At 67.9% G+C, this 19,348-nt stretch carries 16 protein-coding genes and 3 tRNA genes; 9 read left to right on the top strand and 10 right to left on the bottom strand.

The features are described from left to right. Positions 1-72: 72 nt before the first annotated feature. The 5 genes from gyrB (at position 73) to ACJH5R_RS19985 (ending at position 5,792) form a co-directional block, all read left to right on the top strand. Entirely contained in the window at positions 73-2,088 is a 2,016-nt protein-coding gene (gene gyrB / locus ACJH5R_RS20005; protein WP_406782671.1) for a DNA topoisomerase (ATP-hydrolyzing) subunit B, read from the top strand. Between the two features lie 82 nt (positions 2,089-2,170). Further along, complete coding sequence (gene gyrA, locus ACJH5R_RS20000; RefSeq protein WP_406759476.1) at positions 2,171-4,666, top strand: DNA gyrase subunit A; 2,496 nt, start codon at positions 2,171-2,173, stop codon at positions 4,664-4,666. A gap of 55 nt (positions 4,667-4,721) precedes the next feature. After that, the gene (locus ACJH5R_RS19995) at positions 4,722-5,549 is read left to right on the top strand and encodes a DUF3566 domain-containing protein (RefSeq protein ID WP_406759475.1); all 828 of its coding nucleotides are present in this window, start codon (positions 4,722-4,724) and stop codon (positions 5,547-5,549) included. Positions 5,550-5,633: 84 nt separating this feature from the next. Further along, positions 5,634-5,707, top strand: a tRNA-Ile gene (locus ACJH5R_RS19990). Positions 5,708-5,719: 12 nt separating this feature from the next. Continuing rightward, a tRNA-Ala gene (locus tag ACJH5R_RS19985) sits at positions 5,720-5,792 on the top strand. A 30-nt stretch (positions 5,793-5,822) separates the two neighbouring features. On the opposite strand, the gene cwsA is transcribed toward ACJH5R_RS19985, so the two are convergent. Continuing rightward, complete coding sequence (cwsA, locus tag ACJH5R_RS19980) at positions 5,823-6,248, bottom strand: cell wall synthesis protein CwsA (protein WP_406759474.1); 426 nt, start codon at positions 6,246-6,248, stop codon at positions 5,823-5,825. Between the two features lie 40 nt (positions 6,249-6,288). On the opposite strand from cwsA, the gene ACJH5R_RS19975 reads away from it, so the two are divergent. Beyond that, a complete protein-coding gene (locus tag ACJH5R_RS19975) occupies positions 6,289-6,837 on the top strand; it encodes a peptidylprolyl isomerase (RefSeq protein WP_406759473.1) in 549 nt (182 codons plus the stop codon). Between the two features lie 19 nt (positions 6,838-6,856). Here the strand turns inward: ACJH5R_RS19975 and ACJH5R_RS19970 are convergent, their stop codons facing one another. Beyond that, on the bottom strand, positions 6,857-7,288 hold the full coding sequence (locus ACJH5R_RS19970; protein WP_406782670.1) for a PH domain-containing protein: 432 nt from the start codon (positions 7,286-7,288) through the stop codon (positions 6,857-6,859). A 141-nt stretch (positions 7,289-7,429) separates the two neighbouring features. Continuing rightward, positions 7,430-7,714: a cell division protein CrgA gene (crgA, locus tag ACJH5R_RS19965; RefSeq protein WP_406782669.1), complete on the bottom strand. Its 285-nt coding sequence runs from the start codon at positions 7,712-7,714 to the stop codon at positions 7,430-7,432. A gap of 92 nt (positions 7,715-7,806) precedes the next feature. Here crgA and ACJH5R_RS19960 point away from each other — a divergent pair, with 92 nt between their 5' ends. Next, complete coding sequence (locus ACJH5R_RS19960) at positions 7,807-8,556, top strand: DUF881 domain-containing protein (RefSeq protein WP_406759471.1); 750 nt, start codon at positions 7,807-7,809, stop codon at positions 8,554-8,556. A 92-nt stretch (positions 8,557-8,648) separates the two neighbouring features. Next, positions 8,649-9,317, top strand: coding sequence for an aminodeoxychorismate/anthranilate synthase component II (locus ACJH5R_RS19955; protein WP_406759470.1), 669 nt, complete (start codon positions 8,649-8,651; stop codon positions 9,315-9,317). A gap of 21 nt (positions 9,318-9,338) precedes the next feature. Here the strand turns inward: ACJH5R_RS19955 and pknB are convergent, their stop codons facing one another. The 7 genes from pknB to ACJH5R_RS19920 all read right to left on the bottom strand — a co-directional run bounded on the left by pknB (position 9,339) and on the right by ACJH5R_RS19920 (position 18,928). Continuing rightward, a complete protein-coding gene (pknB, locus tag ACJH5R_RS19950) occupies positions 9,339-11,213 on the bottom strand; it encodes a Stk1 family PASTA domain-containing Ser/Thr kinase (protein WP_406759469.1) in 1,875 nt (624 codons plus the stop codon). Next, the gene (locus tag ACJH5R_RS19945; protein WP_406782668.1) at positions 11,210-12,442 is read right to left on the bottom strand and encodes a protein kinase domain-containing protein; all 1,233 of its coding nucleotides are present in this window, start codon (positions 12,440-12,442) and stop codon (positions 11,210-11,212) included. The genes pknB and ACJH5R_RS19945 overlap by 4 nt, the downstream gene beginning before the upstream one ends. Next, a complete protein-coding gene (pbpA, locus tag ACJH5R_RS19940; RefSeq protein WP_406759467.1) occupies positions 12,439-13,920 on the bottom strand; it encodes a D,D-transpeptidase PbpA in 1,482 nt (493 codons plus the stop codon). The genes ACJH5R_RS19945 and pbpA overlap by 4 nt, the downstream gene beginning before the upstream one ends. Beyond that, on the bottom strand, positions 13,917-15,326 hold the full coding sequence (locus ACJH5R_RS19935; RefSeq protein ID WP_406782710.1) for an FtsW/RodA/SpoVE family cell cycle protein: 1,410 nt from the start codon (positions 15,324-15,326) through the stop codon (positions 13,917-13,919). Before ACJH5R_RS19935 ends, pbpA begins: the two co-directional genes overlap by 4 nt. 50 nt (positions 15,327-15,376) lie before the next feature. After that, a complete protein-coding gene (locus ACJH5R_RS19930) occupies positions 15,377-16,828 on the bottom strand; it encodes a PP2C family protein-serine/threonine phosphatase (protein ID WP_406759466.1) in 1,452 nt (483 codons plus the stop codon). After that, positions 16,825-17,292 (bottom strand): FHA domain-containing protein FhaB, encoded by a 468-nt coding sequence (locus tag ACJH5R_RS19925; protein ID WP_406759465.1) that lies wholly within the window; start codon positions 17,290-17,292, stop codon positions 16,825-16,827. Before ACJH5R_RS19925 ends, ACJH5R_RS19930 begins: the two co-directional genes overlap by 4 nt. Before the next feature lie 151 nt (positions 17,293-17,443). Continuing rightward, the gene (locus ACJH5R_RS19920; RefSeq protein WP_406759464.1) at positions 17,444-18,928 is read right to left on the bottom strand and encodes an FhaA domain-containing protein; all 1,485 of its coding nucleotides are present in this window, start codon (positions 18,926-18,928) and stop codon (positions 17,444-17,446) included. A 257-nt stretch (positions 18,929-19,185) separates the two neighbouring features. Between ACJH5R_RS19920 and ACJH5R_RS19915 the strand changes: the two genes are divergently transcribed. Continuing rightward, positions 19,186-19,268 (top strand) — tRNA-Leu (locus ACJH5R_RS19915). Positions 19,269-19,348 lie beyond the last annotated feature (80 nt).

Raw genomic sequence — 19,348 nt, 5'->3', positions numbered from 1 at the left:
CTCAGTATCCCGCGTACGCACCCTGTGGCGCGTCGAATGCTGGCTTGCGAACCTGAGGAGAGCTCCCCGACCGTGGCTGCCGAAAACAAGTATGGTGCCGATTCGATCAAGGTTCTCGAAGGCCTCGAAGCCGTCCGTAAAAGACCCGGTATGTACATCGGCTCCACCGGTGAACGCGGTCTGCACCACCTGATCTGGGAAGTCGTCGACAATGCCGTCGACGAAGCGATGGCCGGATTCGCCTCAAAGGTGACGGTCCGCATCCTCGAAGACGGTGGTGTCGAGGTCACCGATGACGGTCGAGGCATCCCGGTCGCGATGCATGCCACCGGAGTACCCACGGTGGATGTCGTCATGACCGTGCTGCACGCCGGCGGAAAGTTCGAGGAAGGCGCCTACAGCGTCTCCGGCGGTCTGCACGGTGTCGGTGTCTCGGTGGTCAACGCGCTGTCGACCCGCCTGGAAGCCGACATCTTCCGGGATGGTTTCGAGTGGTTCCAGAGCTACGACAAGTCGGTTCCGGGAACCCTGCGCAAGGGCGAGAAGAGCAAGAAGACCGGCACGACCATCCGATTCTGGGCCGATCCGGACATCTTTGAGACCACCACCTATGACTTCGAGACGGTCGCGCGCCGCCTGCAGGAGATGGCGTTCCTCAACAAGGGCCTGACCATCGACCTGACCGATGAGCGGGTGCGGGTCGAAGAGGTCGTCGACGAAGTGGTCAGCGACACCGCCGAAGCACCCAAGACCGCCGAGGAACAAGCCGCCGAGGCCGTGGCCCCGCACAAGGTCAAGCACCGTGTCTTCCACTATCCGGGGGGCCTGCGCGATTTCGTTCAGCACATCAACCGCAGCAAGACCGCGATTCATCCGACCATCGTCGACTTCGACGGCAAGGGAACCGGACACGAAGTCGAGATCGCCATGCAGTGGAACGGTGGCTACTCGGAGTCGGTGCACACCTTCGCCAACACGATCAACACCGCCGAGGGCGGTACTCACGAAGAGGGCTTCCGGTCTGCGTTGACCAGCGTCGTCAACAAGTACGCCAAAGACAAGAAGCTGCTCAAGGACAAGGATCCCAACCTCACCGGCGACGACATCCGTGAGGGTTTGGCCGCGGTCATCTCCGTGAAGGTGTCTCAGCCGCAGTTCGAAGGCCAGACCAAGACCAAGTTGGGCAACACCGAGGTCAAGTCCTTCGTGCAGAAGGTCTGCAACGAGCAACTCGGCCACTGGTTCGAGGCCAACCCCGCCGAAGCCAAGACCATCATCAACAAGGCGGTCTCGTCGGCGCAGGCCCGCATGGCTGCCCGCAAGGCCCGGGAGTTGGTGCGGCGCAAGAGCGCAACCGATCTGGGCGGCCTCCCGGGCAAGCTGGCCGACTGCCGCTCCAACGACCCGACCAAGTCCGAACTGTATGTGGTAGAGGGCGATTCGGCCGGCGGCTCCGCCAAGAGTGGCCGCGACTCGATGTTCCAGGCGATCCTGCCGCTGCGCGGCAAGATCATCAACGTCGAGAAGGCACGCATCGACCGCGTCCTGAAGAACAACGAAGTCCAGGCGATCATCACGGCCCTGGGCACCGGTATTCACGACGAGTTCGACATCTCCAAGCTGCGCTATCACAAGATCGTGCTGATGGCCGACGCCGACGTCGACGGCCAGCACATCTCCACGTTGCTGCTCACCCTGCTGTTCCGTTTCATGCGGCCGCTGGTGGAGCACGGGCACGTGTTCTTGGCGCAGCCGCCGCTGTACAAGCTCAAGTGGCAGCGCGGAAACGACGCCGAATTCGCCTACTCCGACCGCGAGCGTGACGGTCTGCTGGAAGCCGGCAAGGCCGCCGGCAAGAAGATCAACATGGACGACGGCATCCAGCGCTACAAGGGTCTTGGTGAGATGGACGCCAAGGAGCTGTGGGAGACCACCATGGATCCGACCGTGCGAGTGCTGCGCCAGATCACCCTCGACGATGCCGCGGCCGCGGATGAGCTGTTCTCGATCCTGATGGGCGAAGACGTGGAGGCCCGGCGCAGTTTCATCACGCGCAACGCGAAAGACGTTCGCTTCCTCGATGTTTAGCGATGTAGGCCGGCGTTCCAGTGACGTCGGCGAGATATCGCGACATCTGACCTGACTGACTTCTTCACAGAGCGAGGAATAGATGACAGACACCACGCTGCCACCCGGAGACGACTCGGTGGACCGGATCGAGCCGGTCGACATCCAGCACGAGATGCAGCGCAGCTACATCGACTACGCGATGAGCGTGATCGTGGGCCGTGCGCTGCCCGAGGTGCGCGACGGTCTCAAGCCGGTACACCGCCGGGTCCTCTACGCGATGTATGACTCCGGATTCCGGCCGGACCGCAGCCACGCGAAATCGGCACGCTCGGTTGCCGAAACGATGGGCAACTACCACCCGCACGGTGACGCTTCGATCTACGACACCCTGGTCCGGATGGCCCAGCCGTGGTCGCTGCGCTATCCCCTGGTCGACGGCCAGGGCAACTTCGGCTCGCCGGGCAACGACCCAGCGGCCGCGATGCGTTACACCGAGGCCCGGCTGACCCCGCTGGCCATGGAGATGCTTCGCGAAATCGACGAGGAAACAGTCGATTTCGTTCCGAACTACGACGGCCGGGTGCAGGAGCCGACGGTGCTGCCCAGCCGGTTCCCGAACCTGCTGGCCAACGGCTCCGGCGGTATCGCCGTCGGCATGGCGACCAACATCCCGCCGCACAACCTTCGCGAACTGGCCGAGGGCGTGTTCTGGTGCCTGGAAAACTACGACGCCGACGAAGAGACCACGCTCGAAGCGATGATGGAGCGGGTCAAGGGCCCGGACTTCCCCACTTCCGGTCTGATCGTCGGTTCGCAGGGCATCAGCGACGCTTACCGCACCGGCCGCGGCTCCATTCGGATGCGCGGTGTGGTGGAGATCGAAGAGGACTCGCGCGGGCGGGCCCTGCTGGTCATCACCGAGCTGCCGTATCAGGTCAACCACGACAACTTCATCACGTCGATCGCCGAGCAGGTGCGCGACGGAAAGTTGGTGGGAATCGCCAACATTGAGGATCAGAGCAGTGACCGCGTGGGCCTGCGCATCGTCGTGGAGATCAAGCGCGACGCCGTGGCCAAGGTGGTGCTGAACAACCTCTACAAGCACACCCAGCTGCAGACCAGCTTCGGCGCCAACATGCTCTCGATCGTCGACGGCGTGCCGCGCACCCTGCGGCTGGACCAGATGATCCGTTACTACGTGGCGCATCAGCTGGACGTCATCGTGCGGCGCACCCGTTACCGGCTCCGCAAAGCCGAGGAGCGGGCCCACATCCTGCGAGGTCTGGTCAAGGCGCTCGATGCCCTCGACGAGGTCATCGCCCTGATCCGGGCATCGCAGACCGTCGACATCGCTCGCCAGGGCCTGATCGAGCTGCTCGATATCGATGACATTCAGGCGCAAGCGATCTTGGACATGCAGCTGCGTCGGCTGGCTGCCCTGGAACGCCAGAAGATCATCGATGAATTGGCCAAGATCGAAGCGGAGATCGCTGATCTCAAGGACATCCTGGAGAAGCCCGAACGGCAGCGCGCCATCGTGCACGACGAGCTGGCTGAGCTCGTCGAGAAGTTCGGCGATGACCGGCGTACCCGGATCATTGCCGCCGACGGCGACGTCGCCGACGAAGATCTGATCGCCCGCGAGGACGTCGTCGTCACGATCACCGAGACCGGCTACGCCAAGCGCACCAAGACCGATCTGTACCGCAGCCAGAAGCGCGGCGGTAAGGGTGTGCAGGGCGCCGGCCTCAAGCAGGACGACATCGTCGCGCACTTCTTCGTCTGCTCGACGCACGACTGGATCCTGTTCTTCACCACACAGGGCCGGGTGTACCGGGCCAAGGCCTACGAGCTGCCGGAGGCGCTGCGCACGGCCCGCGGCCAGCACGTCGCCAACCTGCTGGCCTTCCAGCCCGAGGAGCGCATCGCCCAGGTCATCCAGATCAAGAGCTACGAAGACGCGCCGTATCTGGTGTTGGCCACCCGCAACGGTCTGGTCAAGAAGTCCAAGCTGACCGACTTCGACTCGAACCGGTCCGGCGGCATTGTCGCGATCAACCTCCGGGACGGCGACGAACTGGTGGGCGCCGTGTTGTGCTCGGCGGAGGAGGACCTGCTGCTGGTGTCGGCGAACGGTCAGTCCATCCGGTTCTCGGCGACCGACGAGGCGCTGCGGCCGATGGGCCGCGCCACCTCCGGTGTGCAGGGCATGCGGTTCAACGCCGACGACCGGCTGCTGTCGCTCAACGTGGTTCGCGACGACACCTATCTGCTGGTGGCCACCGCCGGCGGATACGCCAAGCGGACCGCGATCGAGGAGTACACCGCGCAGGGTCGTGGCGGCAAGGGAATCCTCACCATTCAGTACGATTCACGGCGAGGCCGACTGGTCGGGGCGCTGATCGTCGACGACGACAGTGAGCTCTACGCGATCACCTCCGGCGGCGGAGTGATTCGTACCGCCGCACGGCAGGTTCGTAAGGCCGGACGGCAGACCAAGGGCGTTCGGTTGATGAACTTGGGCGAGGGCGACACACTGATAGCGATTGCGCGGAACGCCGACGAAGAGGCGGCCGACGAGGACTCGGGCAGCTGATCCGACGTCAGATCCGGCCGCGGGGCGGTCGGGACACGCAGGTAAGGAGTCGTGGGTGAGCGCACCGAACGAGCCGGGGCACCCGGGCAACGGGGGCAAGGCGGAGCCGGCCGGCAACGGTCCGGCCGACGCAGGTCAGCGGCCCCCGGGCCGGCCCGGCCGGATCACCGAGACCGGGGAGGCACCGCCGTGGCAACGCGGTGGCCAGCCCAGGCCGCCCGCCGCGGCCCGTCCCGGAGAGGCCGGTGCGCACTCCCCCGGCGTTGACGAGCGGCTACGCCGGTTCGTCTCCGGTACGGCTGCCCCGACAACACCGCCGGCGCCCGGTGCGCCGCAGCAGGCCGCGGCCAAGGGTCCTGCTCAGGCCAAGCCCCCGGCCCAACCGGCCAAGCCGGCAGCCAAGGCCGCGCCGCCGGTCAAGCCCGCCCAGGCGGACGACGCCTACGCCAGCGAACTGCCGGATCTGTCCGAGCCGGCGCAGCGGCGCTCCGCGGTCCGCCGCCCCCAGGTTGCGGCGGGGCCGCGCGGTCCGCTGCGGGCCAGCATGCAGATCCGACGGATCGACCCCTGGAGTGCCCTCAAGGTGTCGCTGCTGCTCTCGACTGCGCTGTTCTTCGTCTGGATGATCGCGGTGGCCGTGCTCTACGTCGCCCTGGGCGCGATGGGCGTCTGGAGCAAGCTGAACAGCAACGTGGGCGACCTGTTGACCAACAACAGTGCCGCCGAACTGGTTTCCGCCGGTTCGATTTTCGGCGGCGCCGCGCTGATCGGGCTGGTGAACGTCGTGGTGCTGACCGCCATGGCGACCCTCGGGGTGGTGATCTACAACCTCAGCACCGACGTCGTCGGCGGCGTGGAGGTAACCCTGGCTGACCGGGACTGACCGGCCGCGTGCCCTGGCCTTTTAGTGGCATTTTGGTCGGGGGGCGTTCGGTGCGGTAATCTCGCTCGGTCGTCAGACGACTACGGGCCTATAGCTCAGGCGGTTAGAGCGCTTCGCTGATAACGAAGAGGTCGGAGGTTCGAGTCCTCCTAGGCCCACGAGTCCCACCAGGGGCCTTAGCTCAGTTGGTAGAGCGCTGCCTTTGCAAGGCAGATGTCAGGAGTTCGAATCTCCTAGGCTCCACAATGCGAACGCGACAGCGTCGCCTGCGTACTAAATCTTGTGCTGTGCGTCCACGCTCGGTGGGCGCGGCCCCGGCTCCTGCGGCCGGTTCGAGCGGCGGATCAACACCGCCACCACCCCGCCCGCCAGCAGTGCCGCCCCGGCGGCCGCCACCAGCAGCCAGGACCGGCGAACATGACGGCGCGGGGCGCTACCTTCCAACAGCTCCGGAAAAGCGGCGACGGCTTCCTGGGCGGCGGCCAGCTCCCGGGCCGCGGCCTCGGCGGCCTCGGCGACCCGGTCGGACAGTTGGCTCTCCCGATAGCGTCGACGCAATTCCACCGCGCCGCGGCGCACTGCGTCGCCACTGAGCCCCACGGCGCCACGGGCCACGTCCACCGGCCCGGCAGCGGTATGGGCCAGCCCGCGCGTCAGGCGCTCTCGGTGGGTCAGCGGGGTCTCGGTCGCCAGGCGCATGGGCACAACGCTACCCGTGACGTAGCCCACCACGCCGCGAATGGCAGACTGTGATCCCATGACCTCCAGCTCCATTGCCACCGCAACTGCCACGCTGCACACCAACCGCGGCGACATCAAGATCGCGCTGTTCGGCAACCACGCCCCCAAGACCGTCGCCAACTTCGTCGGCCTGTCCCAGGGCACCAAGGAGTACTCGACCACCAACGCCTCCGGCGGTTCGTCGGGGCCGTTCTATGACGGCGCGGTGTTCCACCGGGTGATCAACGGCTTCATGATCCAGGGCGGCGACCCGACCGGCACCGGTCGCGGCGGCCCCGGCTACAAGTTCGAGGACGAGTTCCACCCCGAGCTGGTGTTCGACAAGCCCTACCTGCTGGCCATGGCCAACGCGGGCCCGGCCACCAATGGCTCGCAGTTCTTCATCACCGTGGGCCAGACCCCGCACCTGAACCGCAAGCACACCATCTTCGGTGAGGTCGTGGACGCGGACTCGCAGGCCGTTGTGGACGCCATCGCCACCACCGCAACCGACCGTGCCGACCGGCCCACCGAGCCCGTCGTCATCGAGTCGATCACCGTCGCCTAGCAGCGACGCGCGGCTGTTGTCAGCGGCCGGTGTAACCGGCCGCTGACAGTACCTCGAACACATCGCGCGGGTCGGTCCCCAGATCCCACCGCGACAAGATCAGCATCTGGTCATCGCGCGTCTCGATCTCCAGGAGCCGGTGCTTGCGCCCGATGCGCTGATACTCCGTGACCCGGAGCCGGGTGAGGCTGTCCGGGGCCAGCACTGTGGTGCTCCACCAACCGCGCACCGCCAGGCCTTCGAATGTCAGCGCAAGCTTGGGCCGGGCCCGCCAGGAGAGCCCGGCAAACAACAGCAGGCCGACTCCGGCGATGCCGGCCAGAACACGTCCGGGCGTGTCTGTGGCGAGCGTCACAGTGCTGATAGCTAACAATGCCCCGATAAGCGCGCAACCAGCGATTCCGCCGGCCGGCGGCGACCATTCCGTTTGCTCGTGCCTGTACTGAGTCATTTCTACCTGCGGGTTTCAAAGTTATCTACAGGAGTTGTCCACAGTGGGGATAAATCACATCGATGTGATTGAGCAATTGCTTGGTTGCCTCGCTGGCATCGACGGCGGCCCGGAATCACCGAAATACCGCGTCTGCGCAGCTCAGTGCCAGCGCATGGTGAGCAACAGCCCGGTGATCATGAAGGCAAACGCGATGGCGTAGTTCCACGGGCCCAGCTCAGCCATCCAGTTGAGTGCCGCGGGAGCGTCCAGCCCGGTGGCGCCCAGCTGATACACCATCAGCCACACCAAGCCGAGGAGCATCAGCCCCAGGAACAGTGCGACGAACCATGTGCTCGATGGGCCACCTTTGACCTTGACCGGGGTACGGCTCACCGCCGAGGGGGTGAAGCTGGTGGTCTTCTTGCGAACCTTGGACTTGGGCATCAGTACCTCGGGAAAGTGCGGCGTGAAGCTGCGAGTATGGGTCGGTACGAGATTAGCCCAGCAGGATAACCCAGCCGAGAACGGGAGAGCCGATGGAGCGCAACGGGCCGCCGTCCTCCCCGTGGCGGGTCGGAGTTCCGCTGGTCTGCCTATTGGCCGGCTTGCTGCTGGCGGCCACCCACGGGGTCTCCGGCGGCAAAGAGATTCGACGCGGGGATGCCCCCCGGCTGGTCGATCTGGTCCGCTCGACGCAGGCCACCGTGGAAGAACTCACCGCCGAGCGCGACACGCTGGCAACCGGTGTGGGATCCGTACACGGCCGAGGCTCCGGCGTTGCGCTGTCGGCGATGCGCAAACGCACCGAGCAGCTCGCCGCGGCGGCGGGTTTGGAGGCGATGCACGGACCGGGCCTGGTGGTAACGCTCACCGACGCCCAGCGCGACGCCAATGGCCGGTTCCCCCGGGACGCCTCCCCCGACGACCTGGTGGTGCACCAGCAGGACATCTCGGCCGTGCTCAACGCGTTGTGGAGTTCCGGCGCCGAAGCCGTGCAGATGCAGGACCAGCGGATCACCGCGGCGTCGGCACCGCGCTGTGTGGGCAACACCCTGCTGCTGGAGGGCCGAACCTACAGCCCGCCTTACGTGGTGACCGCGATCGGTGACCCGGCCGCGATGCAGGCCGCCTTGGCCGCAGATCCCCTGATCACCCTCTACAAGCAGTACGTGATCCGTTTCGGTCTGGGCTACAGCGAGCAGGTCAGTACCGACCTGGAGGTGGCCGAGACGCCGGCCGTCGCCCGGATGCGCTACGCCGTGCCGGCCGGGCCGGTCGACTACTGACACCGGTACCCGCGCCGCAAGCGCCGATCGCCAGCGCGGCGGAGCCGGGCGCAGCGGGTCGTCGCCATTAACACGGCGGTAGCCTGTTGGGCGTGCGGATCCTCGTCGTCGACAATTACGACAGCTTTGTGTTCAACCTGGTCCAGTATCTGGGCCAGTTGGGTGTGCAGGCTGCCGTCTGGCGCAACGACGACGCCCGCCTTGCCGACCCGGCCGCCGCCGTGGCCGACTTCGACGGAGTGCTGCTCAGCCCCGGACCGGGCACGCCGGAACGCGCCGGCGCCTCGATCGCCCTGGTCGGTGCGTGTGCGGCCGCCGGGATCCCGGTGTTGGGAGTGTGCCTGGGGCATCAGGCGATCGGCGTCGCATTCGGCGGCACCGTGGGTCGGGCGCCGGAGCTGCTGCACGGCAAGACCAGCACGGTCTTCCACACCGATGCCGGGGTGCTCAAGGGTTTGCCGGACCCGTTCACGGCCACCCGCTACCACTCGCTGACGATCCTGCCCGAGACGCTGCCGCCGGTTCTGGAGGCCACGGCGCGCACCCGCGGCGGGGTCATCATGGCGGTCCGGCACACCGAGTTGCCCATCCACGGGGTGCAGTTCCACCCGGAGTCCATCCTCACCGAGGGCGGTCACCGGATGCTGGCCAACTGGCTCGGCTACTGCGGTTACTCCTGCGACGACGCCCTGGTGCGCCGGCTGGAGGAGGAGATCGCCGCGACCGTGCAGACGGCCCGCCCACCCGCGCCCGTCGTGTAGCCGGTCGCGGGCAGAGCCGCGCTACTGGCCGAAGCGCAACGTGATGTTGCCGTCGGTGTTCACACCCTGACCTGCCGCCGGGCTCTGGTAGAGCACCCGGTTGTGGCCGGAACCGCCGGCGTCGACGTCGGCGCCCTTGACCAACATCCCGGTCCAGCCCAGTGCCCGCAGCTGCGGTTCGGCGTCGGTCCAGAACATGCCGGCCAGATCCGGCATCACGAACTGGTTGCCCCGCGACACCCGCAGTTCGATCACCGCATCGACGGGCACCGTCTCACCGCTGGGCGGACTGGTGGCGATCACCTCACCGGCCGGCCGCGGACTGTCCACCGTCACCTCGGTGATCTTGGTGAAGCCGTAGACGGTCAGGTTCTTCTGCGCCAGGTCCAGGGTCTGGCCGGTGACGTCCGGAACGGGCTTGGTGGCCGGGCCACTGCCGATCACGATGATGATCTCGTTGGTGACCGCCGTGGTCTGATTCGCCGGCGGGTTGGTGCCGACCACCTTGTCCTTGAGCTCCGGCGTCGACGGCGAGTTGACCTGTTTGAACTTGCCGAACCCGGCGGCGGTCAGCTTCTTGACCGCGTCGGCGTAGCTCAAGGTCGCCACATCGGGAAGCTGGCGCTGTTCGGGCCCGTAAGACACGTCGACGGTGATCTTGTCGCCCTTGTTGGCCGGCGCGCCGGCGGGCGGATCGGTGCCGATCACATGGTCCGGCGGGACGGTGGAATCGGCGCGCTGCTCGGTGCGGGTCTTGAAGCCCTTGTTCTGGAGTTCGGCGATCGCGTCGACCGAGGCACGGCCGCTCACGTCGGGAACCTGGATCTGGTGGGTGCGTCCGCCGAAGGTGTTGATCGAGACCGTCACGATGACGGTCAGCACGGCGAGCACGATCGCGGCGATCAGCCAGCGGCCCACCGAGCCCGGCCGCTCGTGGCCGAAGTCGAGCTCCTGGCGGGGCAGCGGGTCGGTCTGAGCCCCGATGCTGTCGCCGGACCGCGGCGTCATGATCGAGGCACGGTCGGCCGCGGTCAGCACCCGGGGGGCTTCGGGGGTCTCCCCGTTGTGCACCCGCACCAGATCGGCGCGCATCTCGGCGGCCGTCTGATAGCGATTGTCGGGATTCTTCGCCAGCGCCTTGAGCACCACGGCGTCCAGGTCCGCGGGCAGGCTCGGGAGCCGCTGCGACGGGGGTACCGGGTCTTCGCGGACGTGCTGGTAGGCCACCGCCACCGGTGAGTCGCCGACGAAAGGTGGGTCGCCGGTGAGGATTTCATACAGCACGCAGCCCAGCGAGTACACGTCGGAGCGCGCATCGACGGTGTCGCCGCGAGCCTGTTCGGGCGACAGGTACTGAGCGGTGCCGATCACCGCGGCGGTCTGGGTGACGCTGTTGCCGGCGTCGGCGACCGCGCGGGCGATGCCGAAATCCATGACCTTCACCGCGTTGTGCGTGTCGATCATGATGTTGGCCGGCTTGACGTCGCGGTGGACGATGCCGTGCTGGTGGCTGAAGTGCAGCGCTTGGCAGGCGTCCGCGATCACCTCGATGGCCCGGATGGGCGGCATCGGGCCGTCGTTGTGCACGATGTCGCGCAGCGTGACGCCCTCGACGAGTTCCATCACGATGTAGGGCAGCGGCCCGGCCGGGGTCTCGGCTTCACCGGTGTCGTAGACGGCGACGATCGCCGGGTGGTTCAAGGCGGCGGCGTTCTGCGCCTCCCGCCGGAAGCGCAGGTAGAAGCTGGGATCGCGGGCCAGGTCGGCGCGCAGCACCTTCACGGCGACCTCGCGGTGCAGGCGGGTGTCGACGGCGCGGTGCACTTCTGACATCCCGCCGAAGCCGAGGATCTCGCCGAGTTCGTAGCGGTCGGAGAGCCGCTGCGGCGTGGTCATTGCGCGGTCCTGTGCCAGGTCCATCCCGACGGGTGCGCGGGTGGTGTCGCCGACGGCGATTCAGAGCTCGACGAGCTGGTCAGTGGCGCCCCGGTGTCGGTGACGGTGGCCGGCGCCAGGGAGCCGCCCGGGCTCTTGGCGTTGACCACGATCAGCACCGCGATGATGATCGCCAGCGTGCCCAGCACGCCGGCCGCCCACAGCAGCGCGCGCTGTCCGGCGGTGAATGTGCGTCGGGGTGGCGGCGTGCGATGGTTGCCGGTGCTGGGCCGGGCCCGGCGCGCCGCGGTGGCCCGGGCCGACACCGGCGGTGCGGCGCGGGTGGCGGCACCCGATGGGATGGCCGACGGGGCGGCACGCCCGGCCGGCAGTGCCTGACTGGGCCGGGTGGGACGCCGGCCGGATCGCACCGCGGCCACGGCGTCGGCGAACGGGCCGCCGCTGCGGTAGCGCGTCCCCGGGTTCTTGGCCAGCGTGATCTCGATCAGCTCGCGCACGTTCGGCGGCAACTCGGCCGGCAGCGGTGGCGGCGGCTCCTTGATGTGCTTCATCGCGACGGTCAGCGCGCCGTCGCCGGTGAACGGCCGACGGCCGGAGAGCACCTCGTAGCCGACCACGCCCAGGGAGTACACGTCGCTGGCGGCCGTGGCGTCCTGGCCGAGTGCCTGTTCGGGGGCGATGTACTGGGCGGTGCCCATCACCATTCCGGTCTGGGTGACCGGCGCGGCGTCGACGGCCTTGGCGATGCCGAAGTCGGTGATCTTCACCTGGCCGGTGGGCGTGATCATGATGTTGCCCGGCTTGACGTCGCGGTGCACCAGTCCGGTGCTGTGCGCCACCTGCAGGGCGCGCCCGGTCTGCTCCAGCATGTCCAGGGCGTGCCGCAGCGACAACCGGCCGGTCCGCTTGAGCACCGAGTTCAGCGGCTCACCGTTGACCAGCTCCATCACCAGGAACGCGGTGCGGCCCTCGCCGTCCAGCTCGGTCTCACCGTAGTCGTGCACGCTGGCGATACCCGGGTGGTTGAGCATGGCGGTGTTGCGGGCCTCGGCCCGGAACCGCTCGATGAACTCCGGGTCGGAGGAGAACTCCGGCTTGAGCACCTTGACCGCGACGCGGCGGCCCAACCGGTTGTCGACGGCCTCCCACACCTGGCCCATACCGCCGGTGGCGATGAGTCGCTGCAACCGATAACGCCCGGCCAGTGCCGCGCCGACCTGGGGACTCATGATCGCCCCTGCAGGGCGGCTTGAATGACGGCTCGTCCGATCGGTGCGGCCAGCGCACCGCCGGTGGCGGCCAAGCGATCGCCGCCGTCTTCGACCAGGACGGCAACGGCCACTTTCGGGGCGTTGGCCGGGGCAAAGGCGATGTACCACGCGTGCGGCGGGGTGTTCCGCGGATCGGGACCGTGTTCGGCGGTGCCGGTCTTCGACGCGATCTGTACGCCCGGGATGGCCCCCTCCTGCTGGGTCACTCTTTCGGCGTCGATCATTAGTTCAGTTAGCTTAGCCGCGACCTGCGAGGACACTGCACGGCGCTGCTCGTGCGGTTGGGTGGTGGCAATGCCCGCCAGGTCGGGACCCTCCAGCCCGCCGACCAGGTATGGCTGCATCGTCAGGCCGCCGTTTGCGATGGTCGCCGCGATGACCGCGTTCTTCAGCGGTGTCACCGCGACATCCTTCTGGCCGATGCTGGTCATGCCGAGTGCGGCAGCGTCGCCGATCCGGCCGATGGTGGACTCCGCGACCTGTAGGGGCATCGGTTCGGGGGTGATGTCCAGACCGAACCCCTGGGCGGTACTGCGCAAGGCGTCCACGCCGGTACGAATACCCAACTGGACGAAGGCGGTGTTACACGATCGAGCGAACGCCACCCGCAGGGGAACGGTCTGCTCGTTGCCGCCCTCGCAGGTGTTGCCGCCGTAGTTCTCCAGCGTGACGGTGCTGTCGGGCAGCGCGATGCGCGCCGCGTTGGTCAGCTGGTCGTTCTCACTGACTCCGGCCTGCAGCGCGGCGGCCGTCGTGATGACCTTGAACGTCGAACCCGGCGGGTAGGTCTCGCTGATGGCGCGGTTGGTCAGCGGTGAGGCGGGGTCGTCGCGCAGCCGTTGCCAGGCCTGTCCCTGCAGGGCTGAATCGTGCGAGGACAGCAGGTTGGGGTCATACGACGGCGCCGATACCATCGCCAAGACCTTGCCGGTGCTCGGCTCCAGGGCCACCACCGCACCGCGACAGCCGCCGGTGCAACCCTTCTGCATCGCCTCCCAGCCGGCTTGTTGCACGCGGGGTCGGATGGTGGTCTCCACCGTGCCGCCACGCGGGCTGCGGCCGGTGAAGAAGTCGGCCAACCGCAGCCCGAACAGCCGCGGGTCCGAACCGTTGAGCACGGTGTCCTCGGCGCGCTCCAGGCCGCTGCTGGAATACCGCAGCGAATAGAAACCGGTGACCGGCGCGTACACCGCGGGGTCGGGGTAGATGCGCTGGTATTTGATCCGATCGTCGGTGGCCACCGAGTAGGCCAGCAGCTGGCCGGCAGCGGTGATCTGGCCGCGTTGCCGGGAGTATTCGTCGAGCAGCACCCGCTGATTGCGCGGGTCGGCGCGAAGCCCGTCGGCGGCGAAGACCTGGGTCAGGGTGGCGTTGCCCAACAGCAGCACGATCAGCGCCATCAGGGTCATCGTGACGCGGCGCAGGGAGGTATTCATACGCGCTCGATCACCGCCGTGCCGGTGTCACCGATCGGGGCCGGGCGTGCGGGCTGGGTGCTCAGCGGCCGGCGGGCGGCGTGCGAGACACGCAGCACGATCGCCAGCAGCACATAGTTGGCCAGCAAGGACGATCCGCCGTAGGACAGCCACGGGGTGGTGAGCCCGGTCAGCGGAATCAGCTTCGTCACGCCCCCGACCACGATGAACAGCTGGATTCCCAAGGTGGCGGCCAATCCGGCGGCCAACAGTTTGCCGAAGCTGTCGCGCACCGCGATCGCCGTCCGCATGCCGCGCACGATCACGATGGTGTACAGGATCAGCACGCCGGCCAGCCCGACCAGACCCAGCTCCTCCCCGAACGCGGCGATGATGAAGTCTGTCGACGCCGCGGGCACATAACCGGGCTGCCCGTTGCCCAGCCCGGTGCCGAAGATGCCGCCGGTGGCGAAGCTGAACAGCGACTGCACCATTTGATAGCCGACGCCTTCGGGGTCGGCGAACGGGTCCAGCCAGGTCTGCACCCGCACCCGGACGTGGCTGAACAGGAAGTAGGCGGCCACGCTGCCGGCGGTGAACAGCAGCATGCCGATCACCATCCAGCTGAACCGGCGGGTGGCCAGGTACACGACCACCAGGAACGACGCATACAGCAGCAGTGAGGTACCGAGGTCCTTCTCGAACGCCATCACCCCGACCGAGATCACCCAGGCGGCCAGCAGCGGTGCCAGGTCGCGGGGTCGGGGCAGGTTCATGCCCAACACGTGCTTGCCGGCGCTGGTGAACAATCGGCGCTTAGACACCAGCACCGCGGCAAAGAAGATCAGCAGCAAGATCTTGGAGAACTCGGCGGGCTGAATTGAGAAGCCCGGCAACCGAATCCAGATCTTGGCACCCTGGCGCTCGGACAGTGACGCGGGCAGCAGGGCAGGGATCACCAGCAGCACCAGGCCGGCCAGGCCGCAGACGTAGCCGCTGCCGGAGAGCTGGCGGTGGTCCTTGAGCGCGACCAGCACCAGGGCGAAGACTCCGACGCCGACCAGTGTCCACAGCATCTGCGCGCTGGCGCCGGGACGGGCGTCGGCGCCGTCGATCCCGACCCCGAGATCGATGCGGTGGATCATCACCAGACCCAGGCCGTTGAGCAGGGCGACCACCGGCAACAGCAGCGGGTCGGCGTACCGCGCCGACCGGCGGATCACCAGGTGCGCGAAGCCGAACAGCACCAGAAACGCCACCCCGTAGCCGACCAGGTCCCAGCGCAGGCCCTGCTCGTGACCGGCCTCGACGATCAGCATCGCCACCGCGATGATCACGGTCGCGAAGCACAGCAGCAGCAGTTCGGCGTTGCGTCGATCCGGCAGCGCCGGGGTCAGCGCCACCGGTGGCTGCGGCGCCGTGCTCACCTCGCGCCGCTCCTTCTCCTCGCTCCCCACGGCATCGTCGCCGGCGCGGGTCATGAGGCCGCCCGGCAGTCGGTCCCCGGTTCTGGAGGGGCCGGCGGCAGGTTGGTCAGGGTGGGCAGGCGCGACTTTCCGGAGGTCGGTGGGGGCGGCGGTCCGGGCCGCGGACCGGTCGGCACCAGCCCCGGGGCCGGGGTGCGCGACGGCGTCGAACTGGTACCGGCGGTGGTGCCGTGCGGGCACGGCGGCAGCAGTGAATCGCGCGCCAGATTGCGCAGTTGGGTGATCGCGTCATCGAGGGTGCCGGCGGGCAGGCCGTTGCTGACCTGCTGGCGAGCCGGCGGGCGGAGGTCTTGCAACGTCATCAGCCGGCAGCTCAGCTTGTCACCGGACTGGCTGAAACTGATCTGCACCAGCTCGCCCTTGCTGTCCAGACAGCCGAGCAGATACGGCTCCTGCAGCGGCACACCCAGGATCGAACCCTGCACACCGCGCATGATCGCCACCGTGCCGCCGTAGGCGGTGACGTAGTAATTGGTGCGGACGACCGCGCGCCCGACCAATAACCCGGCGCCCAGCAGTGCCAGCAGCAGCGCCGCGACGAGGAACTTGCGGCGCCGGGAACGGGGCGGCCGGTCCGGGGTTTCGATGCGCGGCAGCACGCGCTTGGCGACGGTCTTGCGCGGGGAGATCGCCGACGCCCGACCGGCGGCGGTGTCCAGGGAGATCAGGTGGTCGTCGTCGTTGTCGGAGACCGCCCCGGCCAGGATCGGCTGGGTTTGGCCGTAGTCGACGTCGACGACGTCGGCCACCACCACCGTGACGTTGTCGGGGCCGCCGCCGCGCAGCGCCAACTCGATGAGCCGCAGCGCGCAGTCGTTGACGTCGGGGATCTCCAGCGCCTCGTGGATGGTCTCGGTGCTCACCGGGTCCGACAGACCGTCAGAGCACAGCAGATACCGGTCGCCGGCCTGCGCCTCGCGCATGATCAGCGTCGGCTCCACCTCATGGCCGGTCAGGGCGCGCATGATCAGGGAGCGCTGTGGATGGCTGTGCGCCTCCTCCAAGGTGATGCGGCCCTCGTCGACCAGGGTCTGTACGAAGGTGTCGTCCTTGGTGATCTGGGTGAGCTCGCCATCGCGCAGCAGGTAGCCCCGGGAGTCGCCGATGTGGGCCAGCCCCAGCCGGGGGCCGGCGAACAGGATCGTGGTCAGTGTGGTGCCCATGCCTTCGAGCTCGGGATGCTCTTCGACATAGGCCGCGATCGCCGAGTTGCCCTCTTGCACGGCGCTTTCCAGCTTCGCCAGCAGGTCGCCGCCGGGCTCGTCGTCGTCGAGATGCGCCAGCGCGGCGATCACCAGCTGGGAGGCGACTTCACCGGCCGCGTGCCCACCCATGCCGTCGGCCAACGCCAACAGCCGGGCTCCGGCGTAGACGGAGTCCTCGTTGTTGGAGCGCACCAGACCGCGGTCGCTGCGGGCGGCGTACCGCAGAACCAGGCTCACCGGCGGAGCTCGATCGCGGTCTTGCCGATTCGTATCGGCGTGCCGACCGGAACCCGTACCGCAGTGGTCACCTTCACCCTGTCAAGGTAGGTGCCGTTGGTCGAACCCAGATCTTCGACATACCATTCCGTGCCTCGCTGAGATAGCCGAGCGTGCCGGGTGGAGGCGTAATCGTCGGTAAGCACCAGTGTCGAATCGTCGGCGCGGCCCACCAGAACCGGCTGATCGCTGAGCGCGATGCGTGCCCCGGTCAGCGGTCCCTCGGTCACCACCAGGTGCCGCGCGCCGGTCCGTTGCTGGCGCGGCGGCAGCAGCACCCCGCGGATCGACAGCCCCCGGCGGACCATCACCGCACCGGTGGGTGCGTAGATGTCCGTCCGCAATATCCGCAGCACGGACCAGATGAACAGCCACAACAACGTCAAAAAACCGGCTCGCGTCAGCTGCAGCACCAGTCCCTGCATCCGGCGTCCTCTCCGTCGTCGCGCAGCCCATGGCGTGCTCCTTGCGGAGCACTTCGGCAAAGTCACGATACTTGGGCGCGGGGGGCCGTAGGGCAAAGCGGCAGCGCTTTGCTAGTTCAGATTGTCGGTCGAGTGGACGCTGCCGCCGTGCCTAGTGGACCCGGACGATGATCTCGGAGTGGCCCAGCCGGATGACATCACCGTCGGCCAGCTGCCACTCCTGGACCGGGGCATTGTTCACCGTGGTGCCGTTGGTGGAGTTCAGGTCCGACAGCAGGGCCACCCGGCCGTCCCAGCGAATCTCGAGGTGACGGCGCGACACCCCGGTGTCCGGCAACCGGAACTGGGCGTCCTGGCCGCGGCCCACCACGTTGGCACCTTCGTGCAACTGGTAGGTCCGGCCGCTGCCGTCGTCGAGCTGCAGGGTGACCGACGCCGGTGCGGAGTAGGCGCGCTGGCCGTAGCCGCCCTGGCCTTCGCCGTAACCGCCTTGAGCCTGCTGGCCGTAGTCGTAGCCCCCTTGGGCGCCTTGACCCTCGCCGTAGCCGCCGGGCGCGGGCTGGCCGTAGTCGTAGCCGGCCGGAGCAGGCGGGGCCTCGCCGTAGCCGTAGCCGGGCTGGCCGTAGTCCTGCCGACCGTACTGGCCACCCTGGTCATACCCACCCTGGTCCGGGTAGGCGGGGCGCTGCTCGTACTGGCCCTCGGGGTAGGCGTAGTCATCCTGGCGGGCCGGCGGGCGGTCGTATTCGCCGTAGCCGGGCTGGCCGCCGGCCGGGTAGGCCGGTGCCGCGGGCTGCTGGTGCTGGGGGTAGCCCTGCTCGTAACCGGCGGGCGCGCCGTAGCCGCTGGGCGGACGCTGCTCGTAGGGCTGGGCCGGCGGGGCGGGAGGGGCATAGCCGCCGCCCTGGCCGGGGTAGCCGCCCTGCTCGGGGTAGCCGCCCTGCTCGGGGTGGCGGGGCGGGGCGTACCCGCCGGGGCCGCCCTGGCCCTGGTCGGGGTAGGCGCCGCGCTGCTCATGCTGCTGGTAGTGGTCCCCTTCGGGGCCGTAGGGGCCACGGGGGTCCTGACCGCCGCGAGCATCGTCGGCGGGCCGGCCGTAGCGGGGGTCGTAATAGTCGTCCCCGGGACGATCCTGCCCGTGGGCGCCGCGGTAGCTCGGGTTATCGGTCATCGGTGGCACTCCTGATTCTGCGGTAAACGCATGAACTGATTGTGGCGGGCGGGATTCGTTGAGCGTCTTGAGGGGGCTGGCGTCAGGATTGACGCCACCCCGTGCGCGGACCTGTCCGGTACGCAGGTTCGGCGACTGCTGGAACCGGACAACCACATCACCATACGTTTGCCACCCCTGTTCGCCGATGTAGCCGGCCAAGTGCCGGGCGAAAGCCTTCGACGTCAGATCCTGGTCGGCGCCCATTTTGTCGTAGTCGTCTCTACCGAGGGTAATGACGTATTCGTTGGGTGCCAAAAGTTGATTTCCCGCTAGTGAGCGCACCCCGGCGGCGGCTTCGCGGCGCAGCGCAGCCTCGACTTCCTCGGGGAGAACTTCCCCTCCGAAGACCCGGGCCATCGCATCCTCCACAGCGGATTCGAGTTTGCGCTCGATGCGATGAACCAGCCCACGCTGGCTGTCCAAGCTGCTACCCGCCTTACTCTCCGCCGCCACTAGCCGTATCGGGACGCTGCTGCGGCGTGTCGCTCAGCTGCATCCGCCCTGGACATGGTATCGACCCGGGGTGCCACGGCGGCACCCTTCTACGGCGGAGAATCGGATAAGACCAGGTCACGAAGGGATCACGGCGGCTTAGATGGGAGCCGGGCGGTGCTGGGCCGCAGGTCCGGAGCCGATTTTTAAGGGGTAAGGGGACCCGTGATACGCTCCCCCGGTTGCTCGGGCGAGTGGCGGAATGGCAGACGCGCTGGCTTCAGGTGCCAGTGTCCTTCGGGACGTGGGGGTTCAAGTCCCCCTTCGCCCACAGTGTGATGAGTCGGGTCATGGGTTACACATGAGTCGCGTCATCGGTTACAGATTGCCCCGGCTTTTGCCGGGGTTTTT

The sequence above is a fragment of the Mycobacterium sp. SMC-19 genome (genome assembly GCF_045310815.1).
Lineage (GTDB): Bacteria > Actinomycetota > Actinomycetes > Mycobacteriales > Mycobacteriaceae > Mycobacterium.
The sequence above is the reverse complement of the archived record's forward strand: the minus strand, read 5'-3'. Positions and strand labels throughout refer to the sequence as shown.